This window comes from Pseudomonas sp. AK-TSAG1-1 (assembly GCF_056821665.1).
In genome coordinates this window covers 5465591-5485481 of record NZ_CM165965.1, presented here as the reverse complement: position 1 = coordinate 5485481, position 19891 = coordinate 5465591, and the positions used below count along the sequence as shown (strand labels likewise).

20 protein-coding genes are annotated in these 19891 nt (G+C 62.3%); 15 read left to right on the top strand and 5 right to left on the bottom strand.

The genetic code is table 11. The annotated features are described in order from the left end of the window. Positions 1–109: 109 nt before the first annotated feature. The 4 genes from AC1UK9_RS24820 (at position 110) to AC1UK9_RS24805 (ending at position 4445) form a co-directional block, all read left to right on the top strand. Entirely contained in the window at positions 110–2017 is a 1908-nt protein-coding gene (locus AC1UK9_RS24820; protein ID WP_482578681.1) for a sigma-54-dependent Fis family transcriptional regulator, read from the top strand. 157 nt (positions 2018–2174) lie between these two features. Then, positions 2175–3524, top strand: a complete 1350-nt coding sequence (mpl, locus tag AC1UK9_RS24815; protein WP_473013681.1) for a UDP-N-acetylmuramate:L-alanyl-gamma-D-glutamyl-meso-diaminopimelate ligase — start codon at positions 2175–2177, stop codon at positions 3522–3524. Next, the gene (gene ubiX / locus AC1UK9_RS24810; RefSeq protein WP_473013680.1) at positions 3521–4168 is read left to right on the top strand and encodes a flavin prenyltransferase UbiX; all 648 of its coding nucleotides are present in this window, start codon (positions 3521–3523) and stop codon (positions 4166–4168) included. The genes mpl and ubiX overlap by 4 nt, the downstream gene beginning before the upstream one ends. Then, complete coding sequence (locus tag AC1UK9_RS24805; RefSeq protein ID WP_025108679.1) at positions 4161–4445, top strand: YceK/YidQ family lipoprotein; 285 nt, start codon at positions 4161–4163, stop codon at positions 4443–4445. The genes ubiX and AC1UK9_RS24805 overlap by 8 nt, the downstream gene beginning before the upstream one ends. 107 nt (positions 4446–4552) lie before the next feature. On the opposite strand, the gene AC1UK9_RS24800 is transcribed toward AC1UK9_RS24805, so the two are convergent. The 3 genes from AC1UK9_RS24800 to AC1UK9_RS24790 form a co-directional block, all read right to left on the bottom strand. After that, a complete protein-coding gene (locus tag AC1UK9_RS24800) occupies positions 4553–5194 on the bottom strand; it encodes an oxidoreductase (protein WP_025108680.1) in 642 nt (213 codons plus the stop codon). A gap of 27 nt (positions 5195–5221) precedes the next feature. Next, complete coding sequence (locus tag AC1UK9_RS24795) at positions 5222–6949, bottom strand: C13 family peptidase (RefSeq protein WP_482578680.1); 1728 nt, start codon at positions 6947–6949, stop codon at positions 5222–5224. A gap of 111 nt (positions 6950–7060) precedes the next feature. Beyond that, positions 7061–7516, bottom strand: coding sequence for a MaoC family dehydratase (locus tag AC1UK9_RS24790; RefSeq protein ID WP_025108682.1), 456 nt, complete (start codon positions 7514–7516; stop codon positions 7061–7063). Positions 7517–7696: 180 nt separating this feature from the next. Between AC1UK9_RS24790 and AC1UK9_RS24785 the strand changes: the two genes are divergently transcribed. The 3 genes from AC1UK9_RS24785 to AC1UK9_RS24775 are packed head-to-tail and all read left to right on the top strand — an operon-like array spanning position 7697 to position 9376. Beyond that, positions 7697–8059, top strand: coding sequence for a CidA/LrgA family protein (locus AC1UK9_RS24785; protein ID WP_025108683.1), 363 nt, complete (start codon positions 7697–7699; stop codon positions 8057–8059). Then, positions 8059–8775, top strand: a complete 717-nt coding sequence (locus tag AC1UK9_RS24780; RefSeq protein WP_007960614.1) for an LrgB family protein — start codon at positions 8059–8061, stop codon at positions 8773–8775. The genes AC1UK9_RS24785 and AC1UK9_RS24780 overlap by 1 nt, the downstream gene beginning before the upstream one ends. Positions 8776–8785: 10 nt before the next feature. Beyond that, complete coding sequence (locus AC1UK9_RS24775; protein ID WP_025108684.1) at positions 8786–9376, top strand: LON peptidase substrate-binding domain-containing protein; 591 nt, start codon at positions 8786–8788, stop codon at positions 9374–9376. Between the two features lie 3 nt (positions 9377–9379). Here AC1UK9_RS24775 and AC1UK9_RS24770 read toward each other — a convergent pair whose 3' ends face one another. After that, entirely contained in the window at positions 9380–10696 is a 1317-nt protein-coding gene (locus AC1UK9_RS24770; protein ID WP_482578679.1) for a bifunctional DedA family/phosphatase PAP2 family protein, read from the bottom strand. A gap of 133 nt (positions 10697–10829) precedes the next feature. Beyond that, complete coding sequence (locus AC1UK9_RS24765) at positions 10830–11549, bottom strand: DNA-3-methyladenine glycosylase (RefSeq protein WP_482578678.1); 720 nt, start codon at positions 11547–11549, stop codon at positions 10830–10832. 177 nt (positions 11550–11726) lie between these two features. Between AC1UK9_RS24765 and AC1UK9_RS24760 the strand changes: the two genes are divergently transcribed. From AC1UK9_RS24760 to AC1UK9_RS24725, 8 genes are all read left to right on the top strand, one after another. After that, complete coding sequence (locus AC1UK9_RS24760; protein WP_025108687.1) at positions 11727–12998, top strand: glutamate-5-semialdehyde dehydrogenase; 1272 nt, start codon at positions 11727–11729, stop codon at positions 12996–12998. Further along, positions 12967–13689, top strand: a complete 723-nt coding sequence (gene nadD / locus AC1UK9_RS24755; RefSeq protein ID WP_482578677.1) for a nicotinate-nucleotide adenylyltransferase — start codon at positions 12967–12969, stop codon at positions 13687–13689. The genes AC1UK9_RS24760 and nadD overlap by 32 nt, the downstream gene beginning before the upstream one ends. 72 nt (positions 13690–13761) lie before the next feature. Continuing rightward, positions 13762–14256, top strand: a complete 495-nt coding sequence (gene rsfS, locus AC1UK9_RS24750; protein ID WP_007960601.1) for a ribosome silencing factor — start codon at positions 13762–13764, stop codon at positions 14254–14256. Positions 14257–14265: 9 nt separating this feature from the next. Continuing rightward, positions 14266–14733, top strand: a complete 468-nt coding sequence (gene rlmH / locus AC1UK9_RS24745; protein ID WP_003185785.1) for a 23S rRNA (pseudouridine(1915)-N(3))-methyltransferase RlmH — start codon at positions 14266–14268, stop codon at positions 14731–14733. Between the two features lie 10 nt (positions 14734–14743). Beyond that, positions 14744–16639, top strand: a complete 1896-nt coding sequence (gene mrdA / locus AC1UK9_RS24740; protein ID WP_025108689.1) for a penicillin-binding protein 2 — start codon at positions 14744–14746, stop codon at positions 16637–16639. A gap of 31 nt (positions 16640–16670) precedes the next feature. After that, entirely contained in the window at positions 16671–17774 is a 1104-nt protein-coding gene (gene rodA / locus AC1UK9_RS24735) for a rod shape-determining protein RodA (protein ID WP_049827977.1), read from the top strand. A gap of 17 nt (positions 17775–17791) precedes the next feature. After that, entirely contained in the window at positions 17792–18802 is a 1011-nt protein-coding gene (mltB, locus tag AC1UK9_RS24730; protein WP_025108691.1) for a lytic murein transglycosylase B, read from the top strand. After that, complete coding sequence (locus AC1UK9_RS24725) at positions 18802–19812, top strand: septal ring lytic transglycosylase RlpA family protein (RefSeq protein ID WP_025108692.1); 1011 nt, start codon at positions 18802–18804, stop codon at positions 19810–19812. Before mltB ends, AC1UK9_RS24725 begins: the two co-directional genes overlap by 1 nt. Positions 19813–19891: the final 79 nt, after the last annotated feature.

The window sequence follows — 19891 nt, the reverse complement described above, 5'->3', positions numbered from 1 at the left end:
ACAGCCTGTGACCGAGTGGTCTCGCCAGCATTGCAATGCCGGGGCGGCTGGAGGATGCTGGGCGTCACCTCAGCATTGGGCCATCGAGCCTCGGGGAGAATAATAAGAAATGCACGACAACCATTTGAGTCGCCATGCCCAACAGGTTCTCACCGTTACTCAGGGCAAACCGCACCTGCACGGGCCCGGTGCCGACCCGTCGATTGCGCGTTCGTGGCTGCGCTGTCTTGAGGACTATCACCTCGACCCGGCCCTGACCATGGCGCCCACCGTGCTTGAACACGGGCGCGTGCTCGAAAGCCGCGAGCGCCTGCAACAAGTGTTGCAGATTGCCGGCAATGAAATGAGCAGCCTGCATCAACAACTGTCCGGCGCCGGCCATGCGGTGTTGCTGACCGACGCGCGCGGGGTGATCCTCAACTGCGTCACCGCGCCGGCCGAACGCAAGATTTTCGAACGTGCCGGGCTCTGGCTTGGCGCCGACTGGAGCGAAGCCTGCGAAGGTACCAACGGCATCGGCACCTGTCTGGTCGAGCGCCAGGCGCTGACCATTCATCAGGACGAACACTTTCGCGGCCGTCACACCGGGCTGACCTGCTCGGCGAGCCCGGTGTTCGACCCGCACGGCGAATTGCTCGCGGTGCTCGATGTGTCCTCGGCGCGCCACGATGTCTCGCGCCAGAGCCAGTTCCACACCATGGCGCTGGTCAACCTGTCGGCGAAGATGATCGAGAGCTGTTATTTCCTGCGTTGCTTCGATAACCAGTGGCTGCTGCGTTTTCACTTGCAGGCCGAGTCCGTCGGGTTGTTCAGCGAAGGGTTGCTGGCATTTGATGGCGACGGGCGGATCAGTGCGGTCAACCAGAGTGCGCTGAATCTGCTGGGGCATATTCGTGGTGGCTTGCTCGGCAAACCGGTGGAAGCGTTTTTCGATTGCTCGCTGGACGAACTGCTCGGTCGTGCCAGCGCCAATGCCAGCGCCAGTTGGCCGCTGCGCACCCGTGATGGCCGGCATCTGTTTGCCTTGCTGCGCGGCGAATCGCGCAAACCGCAGCCGATCACGCCGGTTCCGGTGTTGGCCAAGGCTCAGCCACTGGCGGGCATTTGTCTCGGCGACGCGGCGTTGCAAGCCGATTTTCGCAAGGCGCTGCGCGTGTTCGAGCGCGACGTGCCGCTGTTGGTCAATGGCGAAACCGGCTCCGGCAAGGAGGCCTTCGCCAAGGCTGTGCATCACGCCAGCCAGCGCGCCAACAAAGCCTTCGTCGCCCTTAACTGCGCGGCGATTCCCGAGAGCCTGATCGAGAGCGAATTGTTCGGTTATCGCGGCGGCAGTTTCACCGGTGCGCGCAAGGACGGCATGCGCGGCAAGTTGCAGCAGGCCGATGGCGGCACGCTGTTTCTCGATGAAATCGGTGACATGCCGCTGGCGCTGCAGACCCGTTTGTTGCGGGTGCTGGAGGACCGCCAGGTGGTGCCGATCGGTGGCGAGCCAGAAGCGGTCAACGTGCGGATCATCAGCGCCACGCACCGCAATCTGCTGGAACGGGTCGAGGACGGCAGCTTCCGCGAAGATCTGTATTACCGGCTCAACGGTCTCGAAGTTGCACTACCGGCGTTGCGCGAGCGCAGCGACAAGTCGCAATTGCTGGATTTCCTGCTGGCCGAGGAGGCGGGTGGGGAGGTGATCGTGATCGATGAACCGGCACGCCAGGCGTTGCTGGCCTTCAACTGGCCGGGCAACGTGCGCCAGTTGCGCAATGTCCTGCGTACGCTGGCGGCGTTGTGCGATGACGGACGGATCAGGCTGGGGGATTTGCCGGCAATGATTCGCCAGGTGCGGCCGCCACTGGAGCTGAAAACCCCTGAATCCGAGCATCCGCTGGAGGATGCCGAACGTCTGGCGTTGCTCAACGCGCTGCAGCAGACACACTGGCACATGACTCAGACCGCGCAGCAGCTCGGCGTCAGTCGCAACACCCTCTATAGAAAGCTGCGTAAACACGCGATCACCCGCTGAACCGAGTCGCGCCATTCGCGAGCAGGCTCGCTCCCACAGGGTTGGCGCCGACCTTGTGAGGGCGGGCTTGCTCGCGAAGGCGTCGGCGCAGGCGAAACACAAGGTGCGATTTTCCCCACCCTACGCTAACCTGCGGCCATGTTTTACGAGGTCGACTATGCACATTCATATTCTGGGTATCTGCGGGACTTTCATGGGCTCGATGGCGGTTCTGGCCAAAGAGCTGGGCCATCACGTGACGGGCTCCGACGCCAACGTCTATCCGCCGATGAGCACGCAGCTTGAGGCCCAGGGCATTCAACTGACCCAAGGCTACGATCCGGCTCAGCTCGATCCGGCACCGGATCTGGTGGTGATCGGCAACGCCATGTCCCGCGGCAACCCGGCGGTGGAATATGTGCTGAACAAAGGCCTGCCGTACGTCTCCGGCCCGCAGTGGCTGGCTGATCACGTGCTGCAAGGTCGCTGGGTGCTGGCGGTCGCCGGTACGCACGGCAAGACCACCACCAGCAGCATGCTCGCCTGGGTGCTGGAGCACGCCGGCATGAGCCCGGGGTTCCTGATCGGCGGTGTGCCGCAGAACTTCTCGGTGTCCGCGCGTCTGGGCGGCACGCCGTTCTTCGTGATCGAGGCGGACGAATACGACAGCGCGTTCTTCGACAAACGTTCGAAGTTCGTCCACTACCGCCCGCGCACTGCGATCCTCAACAACCTTGAGTTCGATCACGCTGATATCTTCCCCGATCTGCCGGCGATCGAGCGGCAGTTCCACCATTTGGTGCGGACCATCCCGAGCGAAGGTCTGGTGATTCACCCGACGACCGAGCCTGCCTTGCAGCGCGTGATCGAAATGGGCTGCTGGACCCCGGTGCAAACCACCGGTGCCGGTGGTCAGTGGCAGGTCAAGTTGCTCAAGGATGACGGTTCGGCGTTCGAAGTGATGTTCGAAGGCGTGTCCCAAGGCACCGTCGAATGGGAGCTGACCGGTCAGCACAACGTCGCCAACGCCCTGGCTGCTCTGGCGGCCGCGCGGCATGTCGGTGTGGTGCCATCGATGGGCATCGCCGGATTGAGCGCATTCAAGAACGTCAAGCGCCGGATGGAGAAAGTCGCCGAAGTGCGCGGCATCACCATCTATGACGACTTCGCCCACCACCCGACGGCCATTGCCACCACGCTGGATGGTCTGCGCAAACGCATCGGCGACGCACCGCTGATCGCGATCATCGAACCACGCTCCAATTCGATGAAGCTCGGCGCGCACCGCGACGGTTTGCCGGAAAGTGTGAATGATGCCGATCAGGTGATCTGGTACGCCCCGGCCAACCTCGGCTGGGATCTGGCCGGCACCGCCGCGCTGTGCACGGTGCCGTCGATCGTCAGCGATTCGCTCGAAGGCATCATCGAGCGCGTGAAGAGCCAGGCCCAGCCCGGCACCCACGTGGTGATCATGAGCAACGGCGGCTTCGGCGGCCTGCACGGCAAACTCGCCGAGGCGCTGCAATGAACACGCATTCCCGGGACGGTGGCCCGGAACGCATCACGCTGGCCATGACCGGCGCGTCTGGCGCGCAGTACGGTTTGCGCCTGCTCGATTGCCTGGTGCGCGAAGATCGCGAAGTGCACTTCCTGATCTCCAAGGCTGCGCAATTGGTGATGGCCACCGAGACCGACGTCTCGCTGCCGCCCAAGCCGCAGATGATGCAGGCCTTCCTTACCGAGTACACCGGGGCGGCTGCCGGGCAGATCCGCGTGTACGGCAAGGAAGACTGGATGTCGCCGGTGGCCTCGGGCTCCGGCGCGCCAGCGGCGATGGTCGTGGTGCCGTGTTCCACCGGCACCTTGTCGGCAATTGCCACCGGTGCCTGCAACAACCTGATCGAACGGGCTGCGGACGTGACACTCAAGGAACGCCGCCAGCTGATTCTGGTACCACGCGAGGCGCCGTATTCGAGCATTCATCTGGAGCACATGCTCAAGCTGTCGAACATGGGCGTGACCATCCTGCCGGCCTCGCCGGGTTTCTATCACCAGCCACAGACCATCGATGACCTGATCGATTTTGTCGTGGCACGGATCCTCAATCTGCTGGGCATTCCTCAGGACATGCTGCCGCGTTGGGGCGAGCATCATCTGAGCAGCGATGAATAAGCTGCTGACGATTGTGCTGGCGTTGCAACTGACTGGCTGCGCCACGGCGCGAACGCTGGATGCAGCCAAACCCGGCGCGCCGGTGGTGTACTCCGGGACGCGGCTGGATTTGTACGCGATGAATGGCGGGTGCTGTGCGATGGACCGGTTCGGGGCTGAGGCGCCGGGCTATCCGGGAGTGGACCTGCCGGCCAGTGCGTTGCTCGATACGCTGTTGCTGCCGTTGTCCTTGCTCACGGTGATTGGCGTGGGGTTTCAGGCGACTGGCGGATTGTAGGGGAGTGCTTTGCACTCCATTCGCGAGCAGGCTCGCTCCCACAGCGGTACGCGGTGCAAATGTGGGAGCGAGCCTGCTCGCGAAAGCTTTCTTCCAGGCGCTATAGCTTACTTGCCGAGCTTGCGCAGCTCATCCGACTCGACCACCCGCACTCCATCCTGTTCTTCCAGCGCAAGCCGCCACATCGCCCGGGCCAGTTGGCAGGCTTCGATGCCGCGGTACTTGCCGGGAATCAGCTTGGAAAACGGCGCGGCCAGTTGTTCGCCCAGGCGCGGTTCGGTTCGATCGCCCAGGAGCAGCGACGGCCGGCAGATGGTCAGTTGCGGCCAGTCCTGGGCGCGCAACGCCTCTTCCATTTCGCCCTTGACGCGGTTGTAGAACACCGATGATTTCGGATCGGCGCCCAGCGCACTGATCACGATCAGGTGCCGTGCACCCATCTCCCGGGCGCGTTTGGCGAACGCCACCACCATGTCCAGGTCGACCGCGCGAAACGCCGCTTCCGAGCCTGCCTGCTTGATGGTGGTGCCGAGGCAGCAGTAGGCGATATCGACGCGACCACTGAGTTGCGGCAGAAACGCCTGTGGGTCGCCAACCGGGTTTTCCAGGTGCGGATGCTCAGCCAGTGGCCGGCGGGAAGGGGCGAGCACGCGGGTGATCGTTGGCTCGTTGAGCAAGCGGTCGAGCAGGTGTTCACCGGTCAAACCGGTGGCTCCGGCAAGCAATACGTGCTGAGGCGTCAAGTACATAGTGTCTCTCCCTTGATACTGTTCAGCTTAGTTGCTGTTTGTCGCTCCGTCGTTCAATGCAGCACTTTGCAAAGCTTTTCTTGCCTGCTGTTTGCGCAGCAGTTGCCAGTGTGCCAGCACGGTTTTCGGTGCCCAGATCTGCGGCTCCGAGGCTTCGAAGTTGTCTGCCAGTTCACGTTCGGCAACCGTGGCCTTGGCCAGTTTGAAGGCTTGTTCGAGGTCGTCGGTCTGGTTCAGCGCCTGGGCGAACAGGGCGTCGCCGAAGTAAGTGAAGTTGGCTTCTTCCGAGCAGCCGAACGACACGCGATCGGCACGCGAGGCGGTCATGATCAGTGTGCGCTCATCTTTCAGCGCGGGGATGAAACCGCCGGAGTAGCACGATGAAATCACGATCACCTTGTCGCGATTCTTCAGCGGCGCGAGCACTGCAGCGAGTTCGTCGGCGGGCAGGTCGGCCAGTTCCATGCGCGGCTGGTCGAGCACCAACTCGTGTTCGGCGGTGCCGTGGCTGGTCAGGTAGATGAAGATCAGGTCTTCCGGGCCGCTGCGCTCGGCCAGGGTCTGGGCGGCACGGCGCAGGTTTTCGCGGGTGGCCATCGGCCGATCGGCGAGATGGTCGCGGTGGTTGACCAGGCGAATCTGACCATAGGCACCGAAGCGCGTGGTGAGCATGTTGGCGACGTAATCGGACTCGCGCAGGAACACGCTTTGCTTGCCGTCGCCGCCGAGGGTCAGGGTGTACAGCTCCACCGCTGGTGTCGAGGCGGGCACGGCGGCCAGCGCATTATCAAGCAGGCGACCCTGGGCCAGCAGACCGAGTTCGAGGGTGTCGGGCAACAGTTTGCCGTCGGCGTCGCGTACCCGTTGGCCGTTGATCCAGGTGCCGCTGAGCACGGTGCCATCGGTCAGCACCAGGGTGCCGCGCCCGGCGTAGCTGTCGCTGTCGAACTCGCCAATGTAGAAACTGCCGTCAGACAGGTTCAAGCGGCCCTGACCGCTGAAGCGCCAGTCGTTGAAGTAGCCGATGTAATGGCTGCCGTCGGCGCCGATCAATTCGCCCTTGCCGGTCAGCGCGCCTTCCTTGAACTGGCCGAGCCAGACGTCGCCATCGGCGTTTTCATAGCGGCCCTTGCCGTGCAACTGGCTGTTCTTGAAACCGCCGACATAGATGTCGCCGTCGGCACTGTTGAAGGTGCCATTGCCTTCAAGCTGGCCGTTGACGAAATGGCCGCTGAACGAATTGCCGCTGGCGTCGCCGCGCTGGCCTTCGCCGTTGGGTTTGCCGTGGGTGAACTGGCCCTGATAGGAACTGCCGTCGTCCATTTCCAGACGGCCCAGCCCGGAATACTGGTCGGCCTTGAACTCGCCACGGTAGGTCATGGCGTTTTCCTTGAGGGTGCCTTCGCCGTCGCGCCGCCCCTGTTTGAAGCCGCCGGTGTAACTGCTGGCGTTGGTGGTCAGGCTGCCCTGGCCATCGAACAGGCCCTGCTGGAACTGGCCGCGATAGACCTCGCCATTGCTGCCGTGCCACTCACCCTGGCCATGCCATTGGCCCTTGTCGAACTGCCCGGCGTACCAACTGCCGTTGGGGTAGTCGACGCGACCCTGGCCTTGCAACAAGCCGTTGACCAGTTCGCCGCGATAGCGTCCGCCGTCCGGCAGACGCGCATCCGGAGGCAGCAGCGATTCGCCGTCGCCGCACGCGGTGAGCATCAGGGTCAGGGCAAGGGGTGCAAGGGAAGCAAGTGGGCGCATAGCGGGATCCGGGCAATTAGGCGACCGAGTATGCCGCAGCTATGTGACCTTATACAGCCGGTAAAAACAGCGCTGATGCGAAACAGCGTGCGCTGTTTCGCATCCAGAGGCTTAAACGAAGCAGAGCGACAACGGCTCGGCGATATAGGCCGGTTTGTCCGAGCCCTCTATCTCCAGCGTGGCAGTGGCCTTGAGCAGCCATTGTCCGGGTTTCTTCTCGCTCACTTCGGCCAGATCGACCTTCAGGCGAACTTTTGAATTGACCTTCACCGGCTGGATGAAGCGCACGCTGTCCAGGCCATAGTTGACCACCATCTTCAGGCCTTGCGGCAGCACGAGGATGTCTTCCATCAGTTTGGGGATCAGCGACAACGACAGGAAACCGTGGGCAATGGTGCTGCCAAATGGCGTTTGCGCGGCTTTGACCGGGTCAACATGGATGAACTGATAATCCCCGGTGGCTTCGGCGAACAGGTTGATACGCTCCTGATCGATGGTGAGCCATTCGGAACGTCCGAGTTCCTTGCCGACATAATCTTTGAGCTCTGCAACTGGAACATAGGGCATTGAGACTCTCCTTGGGTTCATCGGTTTTATAGTTTTTCAGGTGGGGGATTTGACCGCCCTGCGAACCACTGTAGATCAACATGGCGATTTGCTCCGGTCAACCTGCCATGCTTTTGGCGAATGCCGATCCATAGCGCAGGCGTGCTTATAATGCCGGCGACTTGCGGTGGGAGATGTCTGATGTTGTTACGTGGCCTGACCATGCTGGTGCTGTTCCAACTGCTCGGCACGGCGCTCAACCATTTGCTGTTGCCGGTGCTGCCGGGGCCAATCATCGGCCTGCTGCTGTTGCTGGTGTTTCTGATCATTCGCGGTGAAGTCGGCGAGCCACTGAACCTGGCGGCCGGCAGCCTGTTGCGCTATCTGCCATTGCTGCTGGTGCCACCGGCAGTGGGTGTGATGGTGTATGCGAGCGACATTGCCGCCGATTTCTGGGCGATTGTCGGCGCGCTGGTGCTGTCGTTGATCCTGTCGATGGCCTTCGCCGGGGTGCTGATGCAGCGCATGGTCAAGCGTCACGCGCCGCACTCGGAGGACACCTGATGCTCTTTGACTGGCAAGGCGCGTGGGCCTCGGTGATCCATCATCCGTTGTTCGGTATCGGCATCACGCTGGGGGCCTATCAACTGGTGCTGGCGGCGTTCGAGAAAACCCGCTGGATCTTTCTGCAACCGGTGCTGGTCTCCATGCTGTTGGTGATCGGCGTGCTGGTCGGCTGCGGCCTGACCTACGCCGAGTACCGCAAGAGCACCGAGATCCTCAGCATTCTGCTGGGCCCGGCGACCGTGGCGCTGGCGGTGCCGCTGTATCTCAACCTCAAGCGTATCCGCCAATTGTTCTGGCCGATTTTTACTACGCTGGTGATAGGTGGCGTAGTCGCCACCGGCATGGGCGTGTTGCTGGGCTGGTGGTTCGGTGCCGAGCACATGATTCTGATGACCATGGCGCCGAAGTCGGTGACCTCGCCGATTGCCATGCTGGTGGCCGAGCAGATCGGTGGTGTCGCGGCGCTGGCGGCGGTGTTCGTGCTGATCACCGGGGTGATCGGCGCGATCTTCGGGCCGGCGCTGCTGACCCGCCTCGGGGTGCACAGCCCCGAGGCGCGCGGCATGGCGCTGGGCATGACCGCGCACGCAGTCGGCACCTCGGTGGCGCTGCAGGAAAGTGATGAGTGCGGCGCCTTCGCGGCGCTGGCGATGAGTTTGATGGGCGTGGCCACGGCGGTGTTCCTGCCGTTGGCGGTGTCGATGGTGGTCTAAGGAAATGTCTATGAGTCTGCCGCTTTTCCCGCTGAACACGGTGCTGTTTCCCGGCTGCAATCTCGACTTGCAGATCTTCGAGGCGCGCTATCTGGACATGATCGGCCGCTGCATGAAACAAGGCGGCGGTTTCGGCGTGGTGTGCATCCTTGAGGGCCACGAGGTGGGCGTTGCGCCAGAGGGTTTTGCCCTGGTCGGCTGCGAAGCGCGGATCACCGATTTCCAGCAGCAGGACAATGGCCTGCTGGGGATTCGCGTACAGGGCGGGCGCCGGTTCAATGTGTTGCGCACCGAAGTGCAGCGCGATCAGTTGATTCTCGCCGATGTCGAATGGCTGGACGATGAACCGGAGCAGCCGTTGCAGGATGAAGACGCCGATCTGGTGGCGCTGCTCAAGGCTTTGGCCGAGCACCCGATGGTCGAGGCGTTGAACATGGGCAGCGAGGCGTTGGGTCAGCAGTCGCTGGCCAATCAGCTGGCGTACCTGCTGCCGTTCGCCGAGGAGGACAAGATCGACCTGCTGCAACTCGACGATCCGCAGCAGCGGCTGGATGCGATCCAGGCGCTGCTTGATGAGTTGCAGGGCGAGCTGTTTGCCTGAGTGTCAGTAGGCGTAACGCAGCATCGTTTGCGGCAGATGCCGGAAGACGAACAGGCTGAACAGCACCAGCAACGCCGGCAGAATCAGCCACCAGACCTTGAACGGCAGTGGCTTGAGCGGCGTCTGGCGCTGACTCAGCCACAAGCCTGCCGCACACACGCATGCTGCGAGCATTGCACCGGCCAGGATGTCCGTCGGCCAGTGCGCGCCCAGATACACCCGCGACAAGGCAATCGACAGCGCCGGAATACAGCCGAGCAGCAGCCAGGTCAGGCGCATGCGCGGTGGCTGGCCGCGGCCGGCGAGAACCGCGAGCACCAGAAACAGCGCGAACGAACCCGAGGCATGGCCGCTGGGCATGCTGTAACTGGTCAACGGATCGGTCAGCACTTCCGGGCGTACCCGGGCGAAAAACTGTTTGGTGACGGTATTGAGCAACGCCGTGCACAGCAAAGTGCCGCCGGCAAAGAGTGCCTGGCGCCATTGCCGGCACAGCAATAACAGGCCGGTTAGCAGGGCGCTGAACATCAGCATGTTGCGGAATTCACCGATCAGGGTGAACGTCACCGCGATTTCATCCAGCAACGGCTGACGGTGTTCCTGCACCAATGTCATCACGCCCTGATCGAGGGCGCTCAGGTACGGATAGCCCACGAACAGTCCGAGCAGGATCAACAGGCTCATGCTGCTGATCCAGATCGTCGCACGGCGATGCTGGCGCAAGCTGCTGTTGACGCTCAGGCCGACCATCACCGCGATGCTGGCGGCGACGATGCCGGCCTGCAGCCAGAAACCTTCCGGCAGCGGCAGGCGGATCGCCGCGCCGGTGGCCCAACCCGGCAGCAGGTAGGCGACGCTCCAGCCGGCGGCGGCCAGCAGACTGACCGCGGCAAAGCGCGGGAAGGGCATGTCGCACATCCCGGCGACCATCGGCAGCATTGGCCGCAACGGGCCGATGAAGCGCCCGACCAGCAGGCTGGCGATACCGTAGCGCTGGAAGTAGGTTTCGGCGCCGGCCATCCATTCCGGATGGTGACGCAGCCCTGGCAAACGGCGGATGTTCTGGTGGAAATGCCGGCCGAGGAAGTACGAAATCACGTCGCCCAGAATCCCGCCGAGAAAGCCCAGCAGCAAGGTTTCGCTCAACGACAGCGCGCCGCTGCCAGCCAGTACGGCGACGGCAAACAGCAACACCGTGCCCGGCACGATCAGCCCGGCAATCGCCAGGCACTCCACGCAGGCGACGATAAACACCGCAGCGGCCAGCCACTGCGGATTGGCGGCCAGCCAACCGGTCACGCTATCGAGCCATGGGCCCATAAAACCACTCCATCAAATCTTCAATTGATCCTTGTAGGAGTGAGCCTGCTCGCGATGGCGCCTGGTCAGTCGAGTTCTTCGTTGACTGATACACCGCTATCGCGAGCAGGCTCACTCCTACAGTGAATTCCTTTTACTTCAGACCTGCCTCTAACCCCGGCAGCAAAAAATAATCGCGACCTTCGACCTGACCCCGGCGCAGCGGGTTCCGTGTGCACCATTGCGCGTAGGTGGCGTCGACAAACCGGTACATCAGGTGTTCGTCACGCCCATGAGGGATGCCCAGGCGGGTGGTCTGAATAATCTGTGCAGGCGCCGGGCCGGTGTCTTCCACCAGCAGCAGATCATGGTCGAAACGCTTGGCGTCCCACACCGGCACCTTCAATCCCAGCGCCTTGCACAGCAAGGTCTGGCCGGCGCAGAGCTTTTGCGAAGGGCGAGGGCGGCCCTGAGCATCGGGGTTGTTCAGCAGCATCTGCGCCAGACTCGCCGGCCCGCTGAGCTCATCGACCCACGGATAAGCCGATTTGATCAACACGGCGTTGCCCGGCCCTTGAGCGCTGAAGTTCAGCGAATCGCCGCCGCGGGCGTAATACATATAGATGTGCCCGCCATCCAGAAACAAAGCCTTACGCTTTTCCGTGTAGCCGAGGGACGCATGACTGCCTTTTTCCGCGCAGTAGTAAGCTTCGGTTTCGATGATCCGGGCGCTGAGCCACAGATCGCCGACCCTGTGGCGGATGACTTTGCCGAGCAGGTCGCGGGCCAGCATTTGCGCATCACGGTCGAAAAAAGCGTCCGGAAGGCCCAGTGGCAGGCGCTCGGCGGTCGCGCGAACGGTCAGGTTGGACATGGCAAACGGTGTTTATCCAGGCGAAAGAGGTCGTGATGATAACAATCCGAGGCTTAATTACGGCTGAACGTCGGCAAATTGCAGTCCATTTCGACCATCCGCCTGTCACCGCTGTTAGTCCCGGGACGCGACAGCTATAATCTGCCGCTTTCCTCTTTGCCAAGACCCCAGCAGACCATGACTGAGTCCGTTCTTGACTACATGACCCGATTGGGTCGCGCCGCCCGCGAAGCTTCCCGGGTCATCGGCCGTGCCAGCACCGCGCAGAAAAACCGCGCCCTGCAGGCTGCAGCCAATGCCCTGGACGCCGCGCGCGCCGAGTTGGCCGCCGCCAATGAACAGGACTTGGCCGCCGGCCGCGCCAATGGCCTGGAGCCGGCCCTGCTGGAACGTCTGGAACTGACCCCGGCGCGCATCGACGGCATGATCGTCGGTTTGCGCCAGGTTGCTGCACTGCCGGATCCGGTCGGTGCGATCCGTGACATGAGCTTTCGTCCGTCTGGTATTCAGGTCGGCAAGATGCGTGTGCCATTGGGTGTGATCGGGATCATCTACGAATCCCGTCCCAATGTGACCATCGATGCCGCCAGCCTGTGCCTGAAGTCGGGCAACGCGACCATCCTGCGCGGTGGCTCCGAGGCGATTCATTCCAACCGGGCGATTGCCGCGTGCATTCAGCGCGGTCTGGCCGAGGCCGAGTTGCCGGCAGCCGTGGTGCAGGTGGTCGAAACCACCGACCGTGCCGCCGTTGGCGCGATGATCACCATGCCCGAGTACGTCGATGTGATCGTGCCGCGCGGTGGCCGTGGCCTGATCGAGCGCATCAGTCGCGATGCCCGCGTGCCGGTGATCAAGCACCTGGACGGCATTTGCCACGTTTATGTCAGTGCCCACGCTGACCTGGCGAAAGCCCAGCGCATCGCCTTCAATGCCAAGACCTACCGTTATGGCATCTGTGGCGCAATGGAGACCTTGCTCGTCGATCAAAGTGTTGCGAAGGATTTCCTGCCTTCGATGGCTGCCCAGTTCCGCGAAAAAGGCGTCGAGCTGCGTGGCTGCGAGCGCACCCGGGCGATCATTGATGCCGTGGCGGCCAGCGAAGATGACTGGAGCACCGAGTATCTGGCGCCGATTCTGTCGATTCGCGTGGTCGACGGGCTGGACCAGGCCATCGAACACATCAATCATTACGGCTCGCATCACACCGACTCGATCGTCAGCGAAAACCTCGCGGACACCCGTCGTTTCGTGGCGGAAGTCGACTCGGCGTCGGTGATGATCAACACCCCGACCTGCTTCGCCGATGGGTTCGAATACGGATTGGGTGCCGAGATTGGCATTTCTACTGATAAGCTGCACGCCCGTGGCCCGGTGGGCCTCGAAGGACTGACCTGCGAGAAGTACATCGTGGTCGGTGATGGCCAGTTGCGCGGCCAGGCGACGGTCTGACTTGACCGACCTCGACCTGACAGCGTCGCTGCCTGGCAGCGAGCTCCAGCCCCGGCGCATCGGCGTATTGGGCGGCACGTTCGATCCGGTGCACATCGGCCATTTGCGCGGTGCGCTGGAAGTGGCCGAAGCGCTGCTGCTCGACGAGCTGCGCATGATGCCCAGCGCGCGGCCGCCGCATCGCGATATGCCGCAGGTGTCGGCGCAGGATCGGCTGGCGATGGTCGAGTGCGCGGTGGCCGGAGTGCCGCCGCTGGTGGTGGACGCCCGCGAACTGCAGCGGGACAAACCGTCCTACACCATCGATACCCTGGAGTTGATGCGCGCCGAAATGGCCGCAGAAACCCAGGTTTTTCTGCTTTTGGGCTGGGACGCATTTTGCGGCCTGCCCACTTGGCACCGCTGGGAAGAGTTGCTCCAGCATTGCCACATCCTGGTGCTACAGCGCCCGGACGCCGACAGCGAACCGCCGGATGCCTTGCGCAACCTGCTGGCAGCGCGTTCGGTGAGCGACCCGCTGGCTCTGAAAGGGCCGAGCGGACAGATTGCATTCGTCTGGCAGACACCGCTCGCGGTTTCCGCCACCCAGATCCGTCAACTGCTGGCCAGCGGTAAGTCGGTACGTTTCCTGGTGCCCGACGCGGTCCTGGCCTACATCGATGCGCACGGTCTGTATCGTGCGTCGAACTGAACAAGGCGTGCTTCACTGATACGAATCCACGTATCGCCAAGCCGCCGAATATACGAGCAAAACGAGTTTTATATGACTGACAAAGACGTAAGCAAAGTTAAGCGCAAAGGCACGTTCAAGAGCGCTCCGCTGCCGGAAGTCGCCAACACCAACGAGCCGCTCAAGGGCGACGAACTGGTCAAGGTTGCCGTGGCGGCCCTGGAAGACGTCAAGGCACAAGACATCCAGATCATCGATGTTCGCGACAAGCAGAGCATCACTGACTACATGATCATCGCCACCGGTACTTCCAATCGCCAGATCAACGCGATGCTGGACAAGGTCCGCGAAGAAGTCAAAAAGCAGGGCGCCAAGCCACTGGGCGAAGAAGGCAAGGGCGACAGCGACTGGGTACTGCTGGACCTGGACCTGGTGATCGTACACATGATGACCGCCTCGGCACGTCAGTTCTACGACCTGGAGCGCCTGTGGGCCGGTGCCGAGCAAAGCCGTGCGGCAGACGCCAAGCACCACAGCCCGGAAAACACCCACGAGCATTTCACCAAGCTCAACAAAGACCAGCTGTAAGGGATTGCTGTGCGACTGCGACTGATCGCCGTCGGTTCACGCATGCCCAAGTGGGTGGAAGAAGGCTGGCATGAATATGCCAAGCGTCTTCCGTCCGAGCTGGCGCTGGAACTGGTGGAAATTCCGCTCAATACCCGTGGCAAGAACGCCGACGTGGCCCGTTTCATCCGCCAGGAAGGCGAAGCCATGCTGGCCAAGGTCGGGCCGAACGAGCGGATCGTCACGCTGGAAGTCCACGGCAAGCCCTGGAGCACCGAGCAACTGGCGGTCGAGCTTGACCGTTGGCGGCTGGATTCGCGCACGGTCAACTTCATGGTCGGTGGCCCCGAAGGGCTGGCGCCGGAGGTCTGTGCCCGCGCCGATCAGCGCTGGTCGCTGTCGCCGCTGACCTTGCCGCACCCGCTGGTGCGGATCCTGATCGGCGAACAGCTGTACCGTGCCTGGACCGTGCTGTCCGGTCACCCTTACCACAAGTAGTCCTGCCCTCATGTCTCAGCCGATCCGCATCAAGGACCACGAAAAGGACGCCCGCCTGGTGCGTAGCCGCGTCGTGTTCGGGGCCATTGCGGTCATGCTGTTGATCTGCGTACTGATTGCGCGGCTGTACTACTTGCAGGTGATCCAGTACGAGTACCACTCGACGCTCTCGGAAAACAACCGCGTCCATGTGCAGCCGATTCCGCCGACCCGCGGGCTGATCTTCGACCGCAACGGCGTGGTGGTGGCGGACAACCGCCCCAGCTTCAGCCTGAGCATGACCCGCGAGCGCTCCGGCGACTGGCAACAAGTGCTCGACGCGATCGTCGAAGTGCTGCAACTGACGCCCGAGGATCGGGTGATCTTCGAGAAACGCATGCGTCAGGGGCGCCGGCCGTTCGAGCCGGTGCCGATCCTGTTCGAGCTGACCGAAGAGCAGATCGCCCGGATCGCGGTGAATCAGTTCCGCCTGCCCGGGGTGGAAGTGGTCGCGCAATTGGTCCGCCACTACCCGCAGGGCGCGCATTTTGCGCATTCGGTGGGTTACATGGGGCGGATCAACGAGAAAGAGCTCAAGACCCTCGACCCGGTCAACTACAGCGGCACCCATCACATCGGCAAGACCGGCATCGAGCGCTTTTACGAGCCGGAACTGCACGGGCAGGTGGGTTACGAGGAAGTCGAGACCAACGCTCGAGGCCGCGTATTGCGCGTGCTCAAGCGTACCGATCCGATTCCCGGCAAGGACATCGTCCTTAGTCTGGACATCAAATTGCAGGAAGCGGCTGAAGCCGCTTTGGGCGGGCGGCGCGGCGCGGTGGTGGCGCTCGATCCGAAGACTGGCGAAGTGCTGGCGATGGTCAGCCAGCCGAGCTTCGACCCCAACCTGTTCGTCACCGGCATCAGCTTCAAGGCGTACGCCGAGCTGCGCGACTCCATCGATCGGCCGCTGTTCAACCGGGTGCTGCGTGGCCTGTATCCGCCAGGTTCGACAATCAAACCGGCGGTGGCGATTGCCGGTCTCGATTCGGGCGTGGTGACAGCGTCGAGCCGGGTGTTCGACCCCGGTTACTACATGCTGCCCAACTACGATCATAAATACCGCAACTGGAACCGCACCGGTGACGGCTTCGTCGACCTCGACACGGCGATCATGCGTTCCAACGACACCTACTTCTATGACCTGGCGCACAAGCTGGGCATTGATCGGCTGTCGGCCTACATGAACAAGTTCGGCATCGGCCAGAAGGTCTCGCTGGACATGTTCGAAGAATCTCCCGGCCTGATGCCGTCGCGCGAGTGGAAGCGCGCGACTCGCAAGCAGGCGTGGTTCCCGGGCGAAACCCTGATTCTGGGGATCGGCCAGGGCTACATGCAGTCCACGCCGTTGCAATTGGCGCAAGCCACGGCGCTGGTGGCCAACAAAGGCATCTGGAACCGCCCGCACCTGGCCAAGACCATCGAAGGTGCAAAACCGGTGGACGAGAACCCGATACCGGACATCGTCCTGCGCGATCCGTCGGACTGGACCAAGGTCAACCACGGCATGCAGCAGGTGATGCACGGCGCCCGGGGGACCGCGCGCAAGGCGGCGGTCGGTGCGCAATACCGGATCGCCGGCAAGTCGGGTACGGCCCAGGTGGTGGCGATCAAGCAAGGTGAGAAATACGACCGTTCCAAGGTTCAGGAGCGCCACCGCGACCACGCCTTGTTCGTTGGATTTGCCCCGGCCGACAACCCGAAAATCGTCGTCTCGGTGATGGTCGAGAACGGTGAGTCCGGGTCGGGTGTCGCCGCGCCGGTAGTGCGTCAGGTCATGGATGCCTGGCTTCTGGACCAGGATGGTCGGTTGAAGGCCGAATACGCCGGTCCTATCAGTGCGGAGGCTACGGCCCGTGATGAATAATTTTGATCGCATGCTCTCCAGCGAGGATGTGATGCGTCGCCGTGCGACGCTGCTGCAACGTCTGCATATCGATGGTCCTTTGTTGATCCTGCTGCTGATCCTCGCCGCAGGCAGTCTGTTCGTGCTGTATTCGGCCAGCGGCAAGAGCTGGGACCTGCTAGGCAAACAGGCCACTTCGTTCGGCATCGGCCTGGTGTCGATGATCGTCATCGCCCAGTTCGAGCCGCGGTTCATGGCCCGTTGGGTGCCGCTCGGTTACGTGGTCGGCGTGGTGTTGCTGATGGTGGTGGACATCATGGGCCACAACGCCATGGGCGCCACGCGCTGGATCAACATCCCCGGGGTGATCCGCTTCCAGCCCTCGGAGTTCATGAAGATCCTGATGCCGGCGACGATCGCCTGGTACCTGTCCAAGCGCACGCTGCCGCCGCAGCTCAAGCACGTGGGCATCAGCCTGCTGCTGATCGGCGTGCCGTTCATTCTCATCGTGCGTCAGCCCGACCTCGGTACGTCGCTGCTGATTCTGGCCGGTGGCGCGTTCGTGCTGTTCATGGGCGGGCTGCGCTGGCGCTGGATCCTCAGCGTGCTGGCGGCCGCCGTACCCGTGGCGATCGCCATGTGGTTCTTCATCATGCACGACTACCAGAAGCAGCGGATCCTGACCTTCCTCGACCCGGAAAGCGATCCGTTGGGCACGGGCTGGAACATCATTCAGTCGAAAGCCGCCATCGGTTCCGGTGGTGTATTTGGCAAGGGCTGGCTGCTGGGCACCCAGTCGCACCTGGACTTTTTGCCGGAAAGCCACACCGACTTCATCATCGCCGTACTGGGCGAAGAGTTCGGCCTGGTGGGCATCTGTGCACTGTTGCTGATCTATTTGCTGTTGATCGGTCGCGGCCTGGTGATTACTGCCCAGGCGCAGACGCTGTTCGGCAAATTGCTCGCCGGTGCGTTGACCATGACGTTTTTTGTTTATGTTTTCGTCAACATCGGTATGGTCAGTGGCCTGTTGCCGGTGGTGGGGGTGCCGTTGCCCTTCATTAGCTACGGAGGAACTTCGCTGGTGACACTGCTGTCAGCGTTTGGGGTTTTGATGTCGATCCATACCCATCGCAAGTGGATCGCACAGGTTTGAATAAGGTGAAGAGTTCAATGCAAGTCATGCGCAGCTGGGCGACTCGTTACGCGCCGTGGGTCGGTCTGGTCGGCATCCTTGGCAGCGCGCAGGAAGCGCTGGCCGGCGATTACGAAGGCTCGCCGCAGGTGGCCGAATTCGTCGGTGAAATGACCCGCGACTACGGTTTTGCCGGCGAGCAACTGATGGCGGTGTTTCGCGAGGCCCAGCGCAAGCAGGCGATTCTTGACGCTATCTCCAAACCGGCCGAGCGGGTCAAGCAGTGGAAAGAATATCGCCCGATGTTCCTTACCGACGCGCGCATTGCCCGGGGTGTGGACTTCTGGCGTCAGCACGAGGCGGTACTGGCCCGTGCCGAGCAGGAATACGGCGTACCGGCACAAGTCATCGTGTCGATCATCGGCGTCGAGACCTTTTTCGGACGTAATACCGGTAATTATCGGGTGATCGATGCCTTGTCCACGCTCGGTTTCGACTATCCTCCCCGTGCCGAATTTTTCCGCAAGGAATTGCGTGAGTTCCTGCTGCTGGCCCGCGAAGAACAGGTCGATCCGTTGACCCTCAAGGGCTCGTACGCCGGGGCAATGGGCTTGCCGCAGTTCATGCCGAGCAGTTTTCGCGCCTATGCGGTGGACTTCGACGGTGATGGCCACATCAACATCTGGACCAATCCGGATGATGCGATCGGCAGCGTTGCCAGCTATTTCAAGCGTCACGGCTGGGTTGCTGGCGAGCCGGTGGTCAGTCGGGCCGATGCCCGTGGCGATCAGGTCGACGAGGGGCTGACCACCGGGATCGAGCCGACAAAGACGGTGGGAGAGTTGCGGGCGCTGGGCTGGTCAAGTCATGATGCGCTGCGCGATGATATGCCGGTTACTGCATTTCGCCTCGAAGGCGACAACGGCCCTGAATACTGGATGGGCCTGAAGAATTTCTACGCGATCACGCGTTATAACCGCAGCGTGATGTACGCCATGGCCGTATATCAACTGTCTGAAGAGCTGGTAAAAGCACGGGGCGTCAAGTAATGCGGGCATTGCCTATCAATAAACCCCTGAAGCTGGTGGCTTTCGCTGCGTTGGCGGTGCTGGTCGCCAGTTGTTCGACCAGTCGCGCGCCAAGTCAGAAAACGTCCTCCACCGCGGTGCGTGCGCAGCCGGGGCTGGACATCAACCGTGCGCATAAAGATGGCGCGCCGTGGTGGGATGTGGATGTTTCGCGGATCCCGGATGCCACGCCGACCCTGCACACCGGCCCGTACAAGGCCAACCCGTACACCGTGCTGGGCAAGACCTATTTCCCGTTGCAGGAATCCAAGACCTACGTCGCCTCGGGCACGGCGTCCTGGTACGGCACCAAGTTTCATGGTCAGAACACCGCCAACGGCGAGGTGTATGACCTGTACGGCATGAGTGCCGCTCACAAGACTTTGCCACTGCCAAGTTACGTTCGGGTGACCAACCTGGACAACAACAAGAGCGTGATCCTGCGGGTCAACGATCGCGGGCCGTTCTACTCGGACCGGATCATCGACTTGTCCTACGCCGCTGCCAAGAAGCTCGGTTATGCCGAAATCGGCACGGCGCGGGTCAAGGTCGAAGGCATTGATCCGCAACAATGGTGGGCCGCGAAGGGCCGTCCGGCGCCCTTGATGCTCAACGAGCCGCAAGTCGCGCAGAATAGCGCCCCGGTGATCACGGCTTCGGCCGGCACTGTCGAGCAATGGACTCCGCCACCGCAGCAGCACGCCTCGGACACGGTTCCCGTACCGATCAGTGCAAAAAAAAACGCTTCTGCACCAGCGTCTGGCCAGTATCTGCAGGTGGGCGCGTTCGCCAACCCGGACGCTGCAGAACTCCTGAGGTCGAAGCTCAGCGGGATGGTGAGCGCTCCGGTGTTCATCAGCTCGATCGTGCGCAATCAGCAGACTCTGCACCGGGTACGCCTGGGGCCGATCGGTTCGCCGGGTGAAATCGCCCAGGTGCAGAACAGCGTGCGCCTGGCCAACCTCGGCTCGCCGAGCGTGGTCACTGAGTAATAAACGTAGTACTTGATTGACGGTTCACTTGCGGTTTTGGGGGGTGGACCTGGTTGTTGGCTCGTCGAAGAACAAAAGC

What these genes read in the sequence shown, in the direction of transcription:
- AC1UK9_RS24765 (WP_482578678.1), bottom strand. Translation starts at nt 11,549, where the DNA reads ATGTCCAACCTGACCGTTCGCGCGACCGCCGAGCGCCTGCCACTGGGC.
- AC1UK9_RS24790 (WP_025108682.1), bottom strand. Translation starts at nt 7,516, where the DNA reads ATGCCCTATGTTCCAGTTGCAGAGCTCAAAGATTATGTCGGCAAGGAA.
- rodA (WP_049827977.1), top strand. Translation starts at nt 16,671, where the DNA reads ATGCGTCGCCGTGCGACGCTGCTGCAACGTCTGCATATCGATGGTCCT.
- AC1UK9_RS24820 (WP_482578681.1), top strand. Translation starts at nt 110, where the DNA reads ATGCACGACAACCATTTGAGTCGCCATGCCCAACAGGTTCTCACCGTT.
- mpl (WP_473013681.1), top strand. Translation starts at nt 2,175, where the DNA reads ATGCACATTCATATTCTGGGTATCTGCGGGACTTTCATGGGCTCGATG.
- AC1UK9_RS24760 (WP_025108687.1), top strand. Translation starts at nt 11,727, where the DNA reads ATGACTGAGTCCGTTCTTGACTACATGACCCGATTGGGTCGCGCCGCC.
- AC1UK9_RS24800 (WP_025108680.1), bottom strand. Translation starts at nt 5,194, where the DNA reads ATGTACTTGACGCCTCAGCACGTATTGCTTGCCGGAGCCACCGGTTTG.
- AC1UK9_RS24805 (WP_025108679.1), top strand. Translation starts at nt 4,161, where the DNA reads ATGAATAAGCTGCTGACGATTGTGCTGGCGTTGCAACTGACTGGCTGC.
- AC1UK9_RS24795 (WP_482578680.1), bottom strand. Translation starts at nt 6,949, where the DNA reads ATGCGCCCACTTGCTTCCCTTGCACCCCTTGCCCTGACCCTGATGCTC.
- AC1UK9_RS24785 (WP_025108683.1), top strand. Translation starts at nt 7,697, where the DNA reads ATGTTGTTACGTGGCCTGACCATGCTGGTGCTGTTCCAACTGCTCGGC.
- AC1UK9_RS24775 (WP_025108684.1), top strand. Translation starts at nt 8,786, where the DNA reads ATGAGTCTGCCGCTTTTCCCGCTGAACACGGTGCTGTTTCCCGGCTGC.
- ubiX (WP_473013680.1), top strand. Translation starts at nt 3,521, where the DNA reads ATGAACACGCATTCCCGGGACGGTGGCCCGGAACGCATCACGCTGGCC.
- AC1UK9_RS24770 (WP_482578679.1), bottom strand. Translation starts at nt 10,696, where the DNA reads ATGGGCCCATGGCTCGATAGCGTGACCGGTTGGCTGGCCGCCAATCCG.
- mrdA (WP_025108689.1), top strand. Translation starts at nt 14,744, where the DNA reads ATGTCTCAGCCGATCCGCATCAAGGACCACGAAAAGGACGCCCGCCTG.
- nadD (WP_482578677.1), top strand. Translation starts at nt 12,967, where the DNA reads ATGGCCAGTTGCGCGGCCAGGCGACGGTCTGACTTGACCGACCTCGAC.
- rsfS (WP_007960601.1), top strand. Translation starts at nt 13,762, where the DNA reads ATGACTGACAAAGACGTAAGCAAAGTTAAGCGCAAAGGCACGTTCAAG.
- AC1UK9_RS24780 (WP_007960614.1), top strand. Translation starts at nt 8,059, where the DNA reads ATGCTCTTTGACTGGCAAGGCGCGTGGGCCTCGGTGATCCATCATCCG.
- mltB (WP_025108691.1), top strand. Translation starts at nt 17,792, where the DNA reads ATGCAAGTCATGCGCAGCTGGGCGACTCGTTACGCGCCGTGGGTCGGT.
- AC1UK9_RS24725 (WP_025108692.1), top strand. Translation starts at nt 18,802, where the DNA reads ATGCGGGCATTGCCTATCAATAAACCCCTGAAGCTGGTGGCTTTCGCT.